This is a genomic window from Prevotella sp. kh1p2 (assembly GCF_900111525.1).
GTDB lineage: Bacteria > Bacteroidota > Bacteroidia > Bacteroidales > Bacteroidaceae > Prevotella.
The window spans coordinates 278,385-293,440 of record NZ_FOHY01000001.1 but is presented as its reverse complement, the minus strand read 5'-3'; the positions used below and the strand labels follow the sequence as shown (position 1 = coordinate 293,440).

The 15,056-nt window shown below is 54.9% G+C and carries 10 protein-coding genes; 7 read left to right on the top strand and 3 right to left on the bottom strand.

The window, feature by feature from the left end; all coding sequences use genetic code 11:
* Positions 1 to 242 precede the first annotated feature (242 nt).
* Both BMW31_RS01330 and BMW31_RS01325 read left to right on the top strand, forming a co-directional pair.
* The gene (locus BMW31_RS01330) at positions 243 to 3,599 is read left to right on the top strand and encodes a SusC/RagA family TonB-linked outer membrane protein (protein WP_255404779.1); all 3,357 of its coding nucleotides are present in this window, start codon (positions 243 to 245) and stop codon (positions 3,597 to 3,599) included.
* A 19-nt stretch (positions 3,600 to 3,618) separates the two neighbouring features.
* Positions 3,619 to 5,532 (top strand): SusD/RagB family nutrient-binding outer membrane lipoprotein, encoded by a 1,914-nt coding sequence (locus tag BMW31_RS01325; protein ID WP_091820135.1) that lies wholly within the window; start codon positions 3,619 to 3,621, stop codon positions 5,530 to 5,532.
* 1,091 nt (positions 5,533 to 6,623) lie between these two features.
* On the opposite strand, the gene BMW31_RS01310 is transcribed toward BMW31_RS01325, so the two are convergent.
* A complete protein-coding gene (locus tag BMW31_RS01310) occupies positions 6,624 to 7,634 on the bottom strand; it encodes a malate dehydrogenase (protein WP_091820126.1) in 1,011 nt (336 codons plus the stop codon).
* 349 nt (positions 7,635 to 7,983) lie between these two features.
* Positions 7,984 to 8,784: a KilA-N domain-containing protein gene (locus BMW31_RS01305; RefSeq protein WP_091820123.1), complete on the bottom strand. Its 801-nt coding sequence runs from the start codon at positions 8,782 to 8,784 to the stop codon at positions 7,984 to 7,986.
* 201 nt (positions 8,785 to 8,985) lie between these two features.
* Here BMW31_RS01305 and BMW31_RS01300 point away from each other — a divergent pair, with 201 nt between their 5' ends.
* The 5 genes from BMW31_RS01300 to BMW31_RS01280 all read left to right on the top strand — a co-directional run bounded on the left by BMW31_RS01300 (position 8,986) and on the right by BMW31_RS01280 (position 13,118).
* Entirely contained in the window at positions 8,986 to 10,773 is a 1,788-nt protein-coding gene (locus tag BMW31_RS01300; protein ID WP_091820120.1) for an aminopeptidase P family protein, read from the top strand.
* 112 nt (positions 10,774 to 10,885) lie between these two features.
* Positions 10,886 to 11,389 carry an RNA polymerase sigma factor gene (locus BMW31_RS01295; RefSeq protein WP_091820117.1) on the top strand — a complete coding sequence of 168 codons (504 nt, stop codon included), beginning with the start codon at positions 10,886 to 10,888 and terminating at the stop codon, positions 11,387 to 11,389.
* The gene (locus BMW31_RS01290; protein ID WP_091820114.1) at positions 11,386 to 11,832 is read left to right on the top strand and encodes a hypothetical protein; all 447 of its coding nucleotides are present in this window, start codon (positions 11,386 to 11,388) and stop codon (positions 11,830 to 11,832) included. Before BMW31_RS01295 ends, BMW31_RS01290 begins: the two co-directional genes overlap by 4 nt.
* The gene (locus BMW31_RS01285; protein WP_091820111.1) at positions 11,829 to 12,275 is read left to right on the top strand and encodes a DUF6108 family protein; all 447 of its coding nucleotides are present in this window, start codon (positions 11,829 to 11,831) and stop codon (positions 12,273 to 12,275) included. Before BMW31_RS01290 ends, BMW31_RS01285 begins: the two co-directional genes overlap by 4 nt.
* A gap of 12 nt (positions 12,276 to 12,287) precedes the next feature.
* On the top strand, positions 12,288 to 13,118 hold the full coding sequence (locus BMW31_RS01280) for an outer membrane beta-barrel protein (protein ID WP_091820108.1): 831 nt from the start codon (positions 12,288 to 12,290) through the stop codon (positions 13,116 to 13,118).
* A 361-nt stretch (positions 13,119 to 13,479) separates the two neighbouring features.
* Here the strand turns inward: BMW31_RS01280 and BMW31_RS01275 are convergent, their stop codons facing one another.
* Entirely contained in the window at positions 13,480 to 14,976 is a 1,497-nt protein-coding gene (locus tag BMW31_RS01275; protein ID WP_091820104.1) for a leucine-rich repeat protein, read from the bottom strand.
* Positions 14,977 to 15,056: the final 80 nt, after the last annotated feature.

Genomic DNA, 15,056 nt, shown 5'->3' with positions numbered 1-15,056 from the left:
TTATTATATATAACTCGGTGCAAAGGTACAAATAAAAAACGTAACCCCGCAGGCTGATACTTACCTGTAAGCAGGCAAAACGTACATTTTTGCAGGCTGAATTATATTTTTTTTAAATTTCGGTGAAAAGAGTTTGATAATATGAAAAAGATGTTTAATTTTGCAATACCTTACAAAAAACTTATTATTTACTTAATTTATACAGAATGGTTAATACTAAACTATCTTTCTCATTGAGAGCTATGTTTACAGCCTTCTTGTGCTTTTTCGCTGTTGCTGCACTCTACGCGCAGAACATTACGGTGAAGGGTACGGTTGTAGACCAACAGGGTGAGCCTATTGTTGGTGCCAGCATCCACGTGTTGGGGACCAATGGCGGCACGACGACGAACATCGACGGCGAATTCACCGTTACCTGTGACGGCAATGCCAAGTTAGAAGTAACCTACATCGGGTTCGACAAGCAGACCGTTAACGTAGGCAACCGCCGCTCGCTGAACATTGTCATGAAGGAGGGCGACGAGACCCTGAATGAGGTTGTTGTTACCGCTCTGGGCATGAAACGCGAGACTAAAGCCCTGGGTTATGCCGTAACCGAGGTGAAGTCGGACGAAATTGAACGTGCCAACACCATTTCTCCGGTGGCCGCCCTGCAGGGCAAAGTGGCCGGCGTAGAAATCAACCAGTCGGACGGAGGCATGTTCGGCTCCACGAAAATACAAATCCGCGGCGCCTCTACTCTGAACAAGAATAACCAGCCGATCTTCGTTATCGACGGCGTAATCCTTGACAACCCGAGCTCCAATACGGGTGATGCAGACTGGGATTCGAACATCAACGACTACGGTAACCAGCTGAAGAACCTGAACCCGGACGACTTTGAAAGCGTGTCGGTGCTGAAGGGTGCCGCCGCCACAGCCCTCTACGGCTCGCGCGGCTTGAACGGTGCCGTGGTGATAACCACCAAGACCGGCAAGAGCGGTCGGGGCCTGGGCATCAGCTTCTCGCAGACTCTGGGCATCGACTATGTGTACAAGGCGCCCGATTTACAGAACGAGTATCTGGAAGGAGCGTTCCCCGGACTGGTGCAGTACGGCGACGATTACGACAAAACCGGTAACAGGTGGAGCGACAACATGAGCGCTTATTCACGCAATAACGACGGCGAATACTCCATGATTGAGCAGCACAACGGCAACGCCGGAGGCGTAGGTTGGGGCCCGCACAAGTCATGGGCTGCCGGCAAACAGTTCGAGCAGTACGACGGAACCATGGGTTCGTTGAGCATCTATCCCGACAACTACAAGGATGCTTTTAACACCGGGTTCAATACAAACACCAATGTATCGCTGCAGGGCGGTACGGACAAGACTACGTTCTACGCCTCCGCATCCTACAAATACAATAAGGGACTCACGCCGCGCAACACCTTCAACCGCTTTTCCTTCCTGGGTAAGGCTTCGCAGAAGATTGGAAACCGCGTGATGCTCGATTTCTCCATCAACTTCGTTCAGTCCAAGCCGCGCAATGCACAGATGAATATAGGCGAGGCTTTTGCCAGCGGAAACATTCCCCGCGAGTACGACGTGAACAAGTACAAGCATCTTTACAAGGGCGAGCACGGTGGCTTGGCCAGCGCCACTTACGGCGACCAGTACCGTTCGGTACCTGCCCGCGACATGTGGTGGAATATCTACGAGAACGATTACTACCAGAAGGAGACTACCGTTAGGCCTGTAGTAAACCTTACGGTTGATGCTGCCAGCTGGCTTCAGCTCAAGGCAGGAGTCAACTTCAACTATTACTATATCGACACTGAAGGCAAGGCTCCGGGCGCCGGCTACGCAAATGAAGGAGGCTCGTACTCACTCTCTCACAGCTCTGTCAAGCAGGAGAATGCCTACGTGAGCGCAAATGTGAACAAGCGACTGAACGACGATTTCGAGGTTCATGGCTTCCTTCGTGAAGAATACTTCAACCAGCACGCCCAGTACAACGGCGAACATACCAACGGCGGATTGGTGGTTCCACTGCAGTACTTCATTGCAAACTCCAAGGACCAGGCATCGTTCGAAGGCTACAAATACAACACCAAGCGCATCGTTTCCACTATTTTTGCCGTTGGTGCAAGCTGGAGAGACCAGCTCTTCCTCGATGTTACAGGCCGTAACGACTGGTCGTCGGCACTGGTATATACCAGCGGTCACGGCAACTTCTCCTACTTCTATCCCTCCGTTTCGGGCTCTTGGATTGTCACCGAGACCCTGCGCGGCAAGCTTCCCTCATGGGTTTCGTTTGCCAAAATACGCGCTTCGTGGGCACAGGTAGGTAACGATACCGACCCTTACTACATTAATTCAGGCTACACGCTCCGCAGCTATACCAAGAGCGGAAAGGTGTACGGACTCGAGCTCCCCTCTGAAATCAAGAGCACAAACCTGAAACCTGAGCGCAAGAACTCATGGGAAGTAGGTCTCGACTGGCGCTTCCTGCAGAACCGCATCGGCATTGATTTCACTTATTATAAGGAGAACACGAAGAACCAGATTATGTCAGTATCCGTTCCGGGATGGTCGGGTGTAACCAATGAGTTGATTAACGCAGGCGACATCCAGAACTCCGGATTGGAGATAGCACTCAACACCACGCCCGTGAAGACACGCGACTGGCAGTGGGACTTGAACTTTACTTACACCCACAATGCCAACAAGATTGTCTCGCTTCACGAAGACGTAGCCAACTGGATTGTGCTCGACGGCTCGCCCGACTATGGTAACTACCGCGTAGGTTCGGTGGCCAAGGTTGGCTCCAGCTACGGTTTGCTGATGTCGGATGCCAAACCCAAGATTGACGAAAAGACCGGTTTGCCCGTTATTACATGGCTAAATGGCTATCATTCACCATATACGCTCCGCTCCGGTGTGGTAGAAGAGATTGGTTCCATGAACCCCGACTTCCTCGGTTCCCTCAACACAACCCTCCGATGGAAGAACCTGAGCCTCTACATGATGCTCGATGCCCGTTTCGGCGGTTACGTTGCTTCCTACAACTCGCGTTATGCTACGGCCTACGGTTATTCGGGCACTTCGCTCAAATACCGCGAAGGCATGCAGTGGGTGAGCCAGTATGAAAACAGCAAGGGCATAACCTACTACGATGGATTTATTCCCAACGCCGTATTCGATGCCGGAACCACCGTTACAACCCCGTCGGGTGCAAGCCAGGATGTAGGCGGCATGACCTATCAGCAGGCTTACGATGCCGGCTATGTGGAGCCCGCACACCTGCAGTCGTGGGCCTACTTCTCCAATAGCTGGGGTCAGGGCGTTGTCAACAGCGACTGGTTGAAGAAGCTCAACTACATCTCGCTGCGCGAAATAAGCCTCTCGTACAGTGTTCCGCAGAGCATTTTCCGCTACATCGGAGCCCGCAGCCTCTCCGTAACTCTTACGGGTCGCAACCTCTGCTACTTGCTCAACACGGCGCCCAACCATGAGAACCCCGAGTCCATTCGTGGCACCGGAGCCTCCAACTTCCGTATGCGTTCGTTCAGTCCGTACACGGCCAGCTACCTCTTTACTATCAATGCAACATTCTAAAGGTGTAAAACTTCAAGCTATGAAATATAAGAATATCATCAATAAATCCTTTACCGCCCTGCTCATGGGAGCCGCACTGCTCGCCACAGGCTGTAGTAAGGACGACTTCGCAGAGATTAACACCAACCCTGCCAGCATCGGTACGCCTAACGTACCCTATCTGCTCACGCAGGCCCAGGTAAGCTATCAGCCCTTCGACTACCTGCTCTGGTACTACGACGGCATCTATACAACCCAGTTCGTGCAGTCATATACGCCTGCCGGGAGCTTCGGAGACCGCTTCAACGAGATGGGCGCCCTGGGCGGCAACGGTTCGCAGTTCCTCGGCGTGCGCAAGTATGAAAAGGAGATAGAAGACGTTATCTCCCGCCTCGACAAGGGCAATCAATATGCCGCCATGAAGGGTATTACAAACGTGCTCTCCATCTCGCTGGCCATCAACGACGCCGACATGTTCGGCTCCATGCCCTATTCGGAGGCCTCGATGCTCAAGTACGGCGGCCCCCTTACGCCCAAGTACGACACGCAGGAGGAGCTCTTCAACGAGTGGCTGCAGGAACTGGATGCCGACATCGCGGCCTTCAAGGACCCCGACCAGATACAGGCAGGCGCCAACGACATCGTTTACGGCGGCGACCTAAGCAAGTGGACCAAGTTTGCCAACGGCCTCAAGCTCAAGATAGCCGTGCGCCTGCTGCACCAGAACAAGGCCAAGGCCCTGGAAATAGCCAAGGAGGTGGGCGCCAGCCAGGACAACATCATGAGTGGATTGGCCGATGACTACATCTATAACCGTGGCACTGATGTGAACGATGGCAAAAATGGAGACTACGCATACCAGACCGGCAACGGCCTGAATGTGCAGGCCTCGAGCAAGAATGTCATCGACTTCATGAAGAAGAACAAGGACCCACGCATGCTTGTCATGTTCACCAAGAACAGCTACAACGCAGAGGTAATACAGGCGTTTTTCGACGCACAGGCCGCCGGCGACACCCGCTGCTCCGTGCCCAAGTACATCCTGGACAACGTGGAGACCACTACCGACGCTGCCGGCCACAAGCACTTCAAGGCCTGGAAGGGCGACGGCGAGCCCTGGGTGCGCTACTACGGCATACCGGTAGGCAAGAACCTGGACGACGACGCCCGCTACATAGGCGACGACAACTACTTTGTAACCACCCGCTGGACCGTTACCGTGGGCGATGCCAGCAAGACCTACCGCCCGTACTCCACCTTTAACGAGGAACTGATGCGCGGCCGCGTGGACTTCACCTTCCCCACCAAACCCGGCGGCCGGGTCATTCAGGACACCGACGACAACCCCTGGTGGGGCATGACCATGAGCACCGCCGAGATGAACCTCTACCTCGCGGAGCTCAAGACGCTGGGAGCCGACCTGCCCAAGACGGCACAGGACTACTTCACCACCGCCCTGCGGGCCTCGGCCGAGGAGTATAACCGCCTGGCAACCCTCAACAAGATACCCTACTACTCTGACACCCAGTGCTACGACGGACTGCAGGACAAGCCCGTGGTTTACGGTGAGAACGAGATAAACGACATGCTCGCACACTCCGATTATCAGCTTACGGGCAACAAGAGTGCCGACCTCGAGAAGATTTACATCCAGCAGTATCTGCACTTCTACTATCTGCCCATCGACCAGTTCGTAACCGTTCGCCGTTCGGGAGTGCCCAAGGTGGGCAGTACGCTCATCCCTTGGGTCAACATAAAGGAGAGCAATCAGATACCGAGACGCTTCTATCAGGTTCAGCCCGACGAGCGAGAGAAGATGCGCACGCAGATGGAAGAGGCCTTCAGCGAGCAGGGTTTCACCTTCTGCGACGGCACTCGCCCCGAGACACTCAACGCAGAACGCGTTTGGTACGATAAGGGCGCGCCCGCATTTGGCGAGGGTCCCAACTATTAATCATTGCTTTTCAGCAGCCAACTTGTGGGGTGTGCCGGCTCGTCCGGCACGCCCCATTTTCGTTTCCGGCCCCCTGCCACGCTCCTTTTTTGTATCTCCTGGCTGTGCGGTGATGTTTTTCTGCGCCGTGGAGAAATGATAGAGACAGAGTAACAAAATATTTTTTTTCTGCTGATTTATCATCCCCTCCTCCGCCTCCCCTTTCCAAGGGGAGGGTACCAGTTTGTCTTTTTGCTCATCATTCCTTATTTATCACTATCTGCTATCAACCCCGCGACAACGGAAAAAAGACTTTGTTACTCTGTCTGTAAATAATATCAGCAGCGTTTCCTCCCCTTAGAAAGGGGAGGTTAGGAGGGGATGATGGCAGCAGAAAAAGCCCTTTTTAGAGCCTGTTTGCAAAGTATTGAAAATCAAGAGCTTACAAACGAGAATGTAAAAGGTGCCCTTCAAGCCTCTTGAAGCATACGTTCAAGGCGCTTGACCGATACCTTCAAGCTCCTTGAACGATACCTCCGCCAAATCTGCTCCTGGCTCGCGGCAGCGTAGGTGTCGGTTCTTAATAAATGCTAATATATGGAGGCGGGGTGTTGCTGTTAAGCAGTTGTTGCTTATTTTTGCATTGGGTTAACCCATACATCAAACTACCAGGGAAATGATAACAACCGAAGAATTTGAGAAACTAAGGGATAAGGAAGGCTGGCTTGACCTCATTTGGGCTGTGCTCGTATTGCTGTCTACTATCAGCCATGGACATAAGTTGTCGTGGCTTATCATAGTCAGCACTGTGGGGTTAACGGTATGTGCGTTTGGGTACGTCCTTTACCTGCACCGGCTCATGCAGGTCGACAAGCAGATACCTGGCCGGCGGCACGAGGTAATCAGTTCATGGATATATCTGCTTCTTAGTGTTATGGGTGTGATTAATAACGTGGTGAGCTTGGTGTAACGGCATGTGAGCGACCGCAGCATGCAGTGCAGCCGCTTTTTATGTGTGCAGCGAGCGTACTGTTGTAATGGCAACACATCAAAAAAGGCTGCCCGAAGTGTTGATGCTTCGGGCAGCCTTTATGGTTGGTAAGCGTGAGTGCTTAGAGGTTCGGGTTTATTTCGCTCCACTTCTCTACCGGTGGCAGGGCGCCGAGGGCGATAACCTGGTCGCGCATACCTTGCAGGTGAGCGTAGGATGCGTCGAGAGCAGCAACCTCGTCGGCCGTGCCCTGTACGGGTTTGGTGTACACGCCGTCGGCTGTAATGCGTGTAGGCATGGCCATCATCACGTGGTTGTAGCGTGCCGTGTCAGCGTAGGTGCCGGCCGGGTAGGTGAATTCCTCACCGCCCATGGCAGCCTCTATCATCTTGACAGCAAGGTAGGCAGGGCTCTGGAACGAGCTGCGGCGGCGGAGTTCGATAATCTTTGCGCCGCCCTTAGTTACTTCTACCTGCATATCTTTCCATTCATCAGCGGTCAGTCCCTTGCCGTTCACGGTTGCTTTTCCGGCGATAACGTCGGTCAGCTTCACGCCGTCAACGGTGGTGGGCGATGCAAACACGGCCATCTTCTCACCGTGTCCGCCGTAGGTGTAGGCGTTCTTTATGGCGGCCTGGCTTACGCCGAAGTGCTTTGCCAGTGCGCCTTTGAGGCGGGTGGAGTCGAGGGCTGCGAGGGTGGCAACCTGGTTCGGCTTCAGTCCGGAGTGTACGAGGGTTACCAGACCGGTGATGTCGGCCGGGTTGAAGATAACGACGCAGAAGCGTGCATCAGGGCAGAACTTCTTTATGTTGTCGCCAAGTTCTTCGGCGGCTTTGGAGTTTCCGACGAGCAAATCTTCGCGTGTCATGCCTTCTTTGCGTGGAGCACCGCCTGAAGAGATGATGTACTTGGCGCCGGTGAAAGCTTCCTTGGGGTCGGTGGTGGCAACGATGTTGGCATCGTCGAAACCGCACTGGCGCATTTCTTCGGCCACTCCTTCGGCTGAGAACACGTCGTAAAGGGTGATGTTAGGAGTGAGACCCAGCATCAGAGCTGTCTGGGTCATGTTTGAACCAATCATGCCGGCAGCACCGACGATGACGAGTTTGTCGTTAGTTAAGTATCCCATAACTTTTAATTATTTAAAGTTTTAAATTAAAATCTTCCGCTTTCACGCGTCGCCTTGTCGCCTCTTGGCAGCTTGGCACCGCAAAGTTAACAAAAAAAGGCGTATCACCGCCATTTCCATTGCTATTAATTTGTGATTAATTCTTAAAAGAGTTATCTTTGTAATGTCTAATTATCAAAAAGCCGTATGAATGAGTTTCCCGGCCCGAAGGTGTACGGGCGGCGGCTTGAGGCGGAAGAGCCGGCCATGTGGAAATGGCTTCTCCAAACGCAGGTGAGCCGTGGCTGCCGGCCGGTTTCGGCTTAAAAAGAAACGGGGAGACGATGAACCGGCCGTTTCCCCGTTTCCTTTATTTCAGCAGCTTCCGGTTATTCGAGTCTTCGAGTACCTGCATTTGCTGAATGGCTATCTGATTGAGACGCAGCAGCCGCTTGCCTTGCGGCAGGCCGTCGTTGATGAGTACGGCATTGATGTTTTCCATGTTGGAGAGGCATATCAGCTCGTTGATGGTGGCATAATCGCGTATGTTGCCTTTCAGTTCAGGATTGGCGTCGCGCCATTGCTTAGCCGTCATGCCGAACATGGCTACGTTCAGCACGTCGGCTTCTTCCGCATAGATGGCTCCGGCTTGTGCCGCCGTGACCTCGGCCGGTATCAGGTGGCTTTTCACAGCATCGGTATGAATGTGATAGTTGATTTTAGACAGCTCCCTCTTGGCCGTCCATCCAAGCGCTTTCTGTTCCTCCGCCTTCATGCGTTGGTACTCCTTGACAAGCAGCAGTTGGAATTTCGGGCTCATCCACATGCCGAAGTGGTAGGCTATGTCACGATGGGCGTAGGTTCCGCCGTAACGTCCGGCTTTGGAGAAGATGCCTATGGCCCCCGTCTTTTCTATCCAAGTCTTGACAGAGAGCACAAAGTTGTTGCTGCCGGCCATGTTTCTAATTGTACCGAATTCGGTACAATTAAAAGCTGGGTTGTATAGTTTTTCCCATTCGCCGAGGTACTCTATGGTGTTCTTCAGGCTGAGCCAGCGGAAGATAATGTGTTCTTGCAGCTGGCTGCGAGCCATGTCGGTGAGCGAAATATAATCGTCGTCGCGGCGCGAGATGATGCTGATTTCCGTGTTCTGGACTGTGATTTTGGCCATAGGTTCGTATTTCTGAAAATAGAGTTTGTTGCAGTTTGCAGGGTTGGTGCAGGTTCCGGTGGGTCAGCATAGGCTGCAAAAGCCGCCGTTATTCTACAAAGTTAACAAAAAAAGGCGTATCACCGCCATTTCCATTGCTATTAATTTGTGATTAATTCTTAAAAGAGTTATCTTTGTGATGTCTAATAATCAAAAAGCCGTATGAATGAGTTTGTAACCGAAAGAATAGCTAAAATCAGGGAAATCATGCAGCGGGAAAGCCTCGGAGCGTTTGTTTTTCCGAGTACGGACCCGCACAACAGCGAGTACGTTTGCGACCACTGGAAGGGCCGCGAGTGGATATCGGGTTTCAATGGGTCGGCCGGCACGGCCGTTGTTACCATGCACTCGGCCGCTCTGTGGACCGATTCGCGCTACTTCCTTGCCGCCGCCGAGCAGCTGAAAGGCACGGAATTCCAGCTCATGAAGCTGAAGGTGGAGGGCACGCCCACCATTGCCGAGTGGATAGGCAGTGAGCTGCAGGGCGGCGGGTTGACCGAGGTGGGGCTCGACGGGATGGTGAACAGCTACGCGTTCGTACAGCAACTTACGGCCGACTTGCGCCATCAGGGCGGCCTCACCCTACGTACCAACCTCGACCCTCTTGCCCTCGCATGGGCCGACAGGCCTGCCCTGCCTGCCAATAAGGTGGAAATCCAGCCCCTGGAATATGCCGGCGAGGACACCCGCTCCAAGCTGCAGCGCCTGCGCAAGGCCCTGCGCAGCCGCCATGCCGACGGCATGCTGGTGGCTGCACTCGACGACATAGCCTGGTTGCTCAACCTCCGCGGCACCGATGTTCATTGCAATCCCGTGTTCGTTTCCTATCTTCTTGTCTCCACGAACCGTGTCACCTTATATATAAATAAGGAGAAACTAACGGCCGAGGTGGTGGCCTATCTGCAAGCGCAAGGGGTGGAGACCGACGACTACAGCCGCGTATCAGCGGGGCTGAAGGACTACGGCGAGTACAATATCCTCATCGACCCACAGGCCACCAACTACACGCTTACCAAGTTGGTGAAGTGCCCCGAGGTTGTCCATGCACCCTCGCCGGTGCCCGAGATGAAGTGTGTGAAGAACCCCACAGAGATAAGCGGCTTTCGCAACGCCATGCTCCGTGACGGCATAGCGATGGTTCAGTTCCTGAGATGGCTGCCATCCGCCGTGGCTGCAGGTGGCCAGACGGAGCTTTCAGTAGATCGTATGCTCACCTCGCTGCGCCGCAGTCAGCCCCTTTTTCGCGACATTTCGTTCGATACCATTGCCGCCTATCAGGAGCACGGTGCCATCGTCCATTACGAGGCAACGCCTGCAACAGACGTGCCGCTACGGCCCGAGGGCTTCCTGCTTCTTGACAGCGGAGCGCAGTATCAGGACGGAACAACCGACATTACGCGCACCATTCCGCTCGGTCCTCTTACCGACGAGCAGCGCCACATCTACACCCTCGTGCTCAAGGGGCACATCCGGCTGGAGCTTGCCAAGTTCCCCGACGGCGCCACAGGCACGCAGATTGATGCCCTGGCCCGCGAGGCCATGTGGCGCGAAGGCCTCAACTACTTGCACGGAACGGGCCACGGAGTGGGCAGCTACCTGTGCGTTCACGAGGGCCCTCACCAGATACGGATGGAGTACATGCCCACACCGCTGCGCAGCGGCATGACCGTTACCGACGAGCCCGGCATCTATCTGGCCGGCCGCTTCGGCGTGCGGATAGAGAACACCCTGCTCATTACCGACTACAAGGAGACCGAGTTCGGCCGCTTCCTGCAGCTGGAGCCGCTCACGCTGTGCCCCATCAGCACCGCGCCCATTGACCGCCGGCTGCTTTTACAGGAAGAAATCGACTGGCTGAACAGCTACCACCGCATGGTCAACGAGCAGCTCTCGCCCTATCTCTCGGCCGATGAGAAAGCGTGGCTCGATGAAGCCACGCGTGCAATCTGATACAAGCAGAACAAAAGAAAGAAAGGCGTTACGGCGCCTTTTTTTGTTATCAAAAAAGTTGGAAGGCCGGTGTCACAATCTGCCTTCTCGTCCGTTTACCCTTTGAATGGCGATGGAAACAGAAGAGTTCGGCAAACACATCATGGCCTTTCGCGGCAAGTTGATGCGGCAGGCGCAGGCTTTCGGCGAGACGGATGTCTCGGCCGAGGACCTTGTTCAGGAAACTTTGCTCCGCCTCTGGGACATGCGCCACCGGCTGAAGACCCATCCCAACTGCGAGGCGCTGGCTTTCAGCATCCTGCGCAACATGGCCCGCGACCACTGGAGGCACCGACAGATAGAGCGCGAAGAATGGTCCGGGCGCAGGGAAATACCTGTTGATGACCGCCAAGTGGAGGCAACGGACGAGGTGAGGCTCATCTCCCGGATTGTGGAAGGGCTGCCCGCGCTGCAGCAACGGATATTCCGCATGAAGGAGATAGAAGGCTACACCACCGCCGAAATTATCCGGATAACCGGCTGCACGGACGAGTCTCTCAGGCAGAACCTCTCAAGAGCCAGGCGGCATATACGTGAGGAGTTTATCAGAATGACGAAAGAAAGGACACCGAAATGAACAAGGAAGAAATACAGAAACTCTTAGAACGGTACTTGGACGGGCTCACCACCAACGAGGAAGAAGGCCGGCTGCGCGATTACTTTACCCGTGCAGGCCAGCAGGTGCCGGCCGAGTGGCGGGTGTACCGGGCGCTGTTTGCCTACGAGCAGGCTGAGGCAGCGGCTCTGCAGCAGCAGGCTGCCGTACCCGCCGCTACGCTCCGGCAGGGCTTCCAGAGGCATTGGCTGCCGGTGGCGTTGGCCGTGGCCGCTGCCGCAGTGACGCTCCTGGTGCTGACGGTGCAGCTTCCGCAGTCCGGAAACAACTACGCCATAATAAACGGAAAAGTCATTCATAACAAGGAAATAATCAACCGAGAGGCCGAGGCTTCGCTCAACATGGTGTCTGCTGATGCCGACGAAGACTTCGACGCGCTCTTTCAAATGGAGACAGCAATATGAAACAGATAACCGTTAAGCGCCTGCTGGCGCTGCTGATGCTCCTTGTGCTGCCCCTTACCGTGGCCCGGGCACAGGCCGACCTGCAGGTAGCAGAGCTGTTCGAACGCTACGGCCACGCCAAGGGATGCAAGATGGTGGTGCTCAACAACACCACGCTGCGGGGCTTCCACCTCAACGTTTACCGTTCGCTGGTGTACAAGCATCTGGCTGCCGAGGCGTCGGCATGCCTGAAGGCCGACCGCAAGCGCGCCCGCAAAATACGCGAGGTGATAGAAGACGGGCAGGTAGTAAGCGGCTACTACCTGATGCCCCAGCTGCAGAAAGACGTGAACCGGTACGTGCTCTTCTCAAATGGAAAGGGCGAGAGTGGCGCCGTTATCTACATAGAAGGCCCCCTGAGCCCCGACGATATCATGAAACTATGTTACACGAAACGCAAATAATACATTCACAATATGAAAAAGCTATTCTTTTTGTTGGCCGTTCTGGCAACGCTCAGCGTAAGGGCCAACGAAGTGGGAGACACGACATTCGTAGTTAAGAACAAGAAAATTGTGGTCAACGTAGACAGCATCGAGACGCATGTCCAGGTGTTCGACACCCTTGGCAACGAGCTTTCAAAGACCCGCGAAACCACCTTTGTAGACGGTCAGGAGATAGAGAAGGTCTACGTTTCGTCGCCTTTTGTGCCCACGAAGAAGAAGAAAGGCTTCCTTTCTCATCACCCCGACTTCTACATAGGCACCAATCTGCTGGGCGGAGGCAGTGCCATGCACAACCGCGACTCGCGTTCGCTGGAGTGGGGGATGACGCCTTTTACCATTGATGTAGCCCTGAACGAGCAGGCCAATCTCGGCTTCTCGGCCTGCGTTCAGATAGGTTTTGTGCACAACCACTTCAATGTAGGCTACGTGATGGATAATGTAGACGGCGTGACTACGATGGTGCAGAACCCCGTGGAGAACGTTCGGACCAGCTTCCTGAAGTACACCTACTACAAGGTTCCGCTCACCTTGGAGTGGAACTACAGCTCCGGCAAGTTCCGTCCGTACGTGGGCGCCGGCCTTTCTCTTGAACTTCGGGGCGGCGACAAGACAAAATACCGCGTGCGGCACGATAAAACCACCGTTACCGAAGACGTGAACATGCGCCCCTTGGGGGCCAACCTCGAGTTCTACGCGGGCGTTTCGGGCTTCACGCTCTACCTGCATTACGCCCTGACGGGCCTCTTCAAGAACGGCCCCGAGTGCCATCCGCTGGGCGTGGGCATCGGCTTCACGCTGTAAGCAGCACGCCTGCGGGCGCCCCGGCGGCCAGTCCGCAGGAGCCTGAAAACAAAGAGTGGAGGAACAGGCTGTGCCCAGTTCCTCCACTCTTTGTTTGTTTTTACGCTGCTGGTAGGCTGCGTTTCTGCCCCTCGAAAGCAGCTTCGCGCCGCCCCATGCTGTCACGCGGTTGCCGTATAGCTATGCTTCAAGGCGCTTGAAGCTATGGGTCAAGCGCGCTGAACGATACCTTCAGGCGCCTTGAACGATACCTCTTTGGCAGTTGCCTTGAACAGGGGCTTTGGCGGCAGGTGCTTTCTGCCGTCGCCGGTCGGCGTCTCCGGCGCTCCGGAGAGCCGTGGACAGAGGGTGGGGCAGCGCCCTATTCCTCCACTATCTCTTTGGCTCTGTTCCATCCCTTGGCGTTGCGATAGGCCTCGGCAGTGCCAAGGGGCACGCAGAGTGTGGCGTTCTGGCTAACGCCGAAGCGCTCCAATACAGGCGGAGTGGTCCACTTCAGGTGGATGCGGCGGGCCGAAACGTGGCCTAAAATGCCCTGATTTTCGATGATGCGGAGCGTTGACGGGAAGTAAATATCGTCTAAAGTGCTGCCCGTAGCCAGTGCGTACGACCCCAAGGTTTCGAGCTTCGAGTCGGCCGGTAGGGTGAGTGTCGTCAGCTTCTCGCAGTTGGCAAAAGCCCAGCCGCTGATTGTTTTCACACTGGCCGGTATCTCTACGCGCTCCAGCTGGAGGCACATATAGAAGGCTTTTTCGCCGATTTTCTCCAGTTCTTTGGGCAGTACGACCGATTGCAGGTACGTTCGCGCAATGAGAAAGGCGTCCTGGCCCAGTTCATTGCTGTCCTGGCGGTAGTCCTTGATGCTTGATGCAACGCTGGGTTCGCTGTACGTTCCCCTGCCTGCTACGAGCTTGCAGTCGCGGAGGTCGAGGTGTTGCAGGTGCAGGTTCACCTGCATCGTGATGGTTACATTGCCCTCGTCATTGGTTTGGGCGAAGCTGACTTCCGGCCGTAACAGCGTCTGCACCACCTGCATGTCGGTGGCATTAAGCGTTCCGGAGAGCTTTAGCGAGTTTATGTTTGCCCAGTCCCGCACGTTGCCTCCTATGAGTGTGGCCAGCTGTCCGGGCTCGGCAACGTGTATGCTCTCCGTTTCCTGCAGCGGCCGGCACCACTGGTGAACGTCCACCACCACGTCTCTCGCACCCTTGGCCTTGAACGTTACGCGCGCCATCCGGCCCCAGTCGGTATTCCGTTCGGCCTCAAAGCGGAAGGTAATGGATACAGGCTGTTCGCCCACCGGATTGTGGTGGGCTACCTGGCGGTCAACATACTTGAGCCACGAGGCCGTCTCCGCCGTTTCTACCTCGGGCATTGTGTTGGCCTGCAGCGTAATGTACACGTAGCCGCCCTCGTCGGTCACGTCAATGTGAGGGCGTTGTGCAACCATCTGCGGGCCAGCTTCCTGGTAGATGGTGATGCGGTACACCTCGCTGCCATGGGTCAGTCGGAGCAGTGCCCGGCGGCTTACCATACCCTCGTTGGCCTGCGTCGTGACAGTTATCGTCCACCCGCCGGCCGTCTGCTCGGCATGGGCTTGGCACCAGTCGGCGTCCTCACCTTCTCCTGCCGGCAGTATGCTGGCCTCCCAGTCGGTGCCGTCGTCGGTCAGAAAAAGGTTCACCGTGTGTGCTGCAGCATCCAGATTGAGCCTGCCCTCCTCAATGGTTTTCAGGGTTTCGGCATCGTTACTGATGGCGTTCTTTGTGTCCTCATCGTTGCAGGAAGCAAGTGTGAACATGGCGAGCAGCATGAGCCACGCGCCAAATAATCTGGTTTTTCGTTCTCTGGTTTTCATCTCAAGGGTGTAAAGACAGGTTTTAGGTTTGTTTTCTTGTATGTAGTGGCAAAAGTAATGATAAACTTCGATAGTCGTCT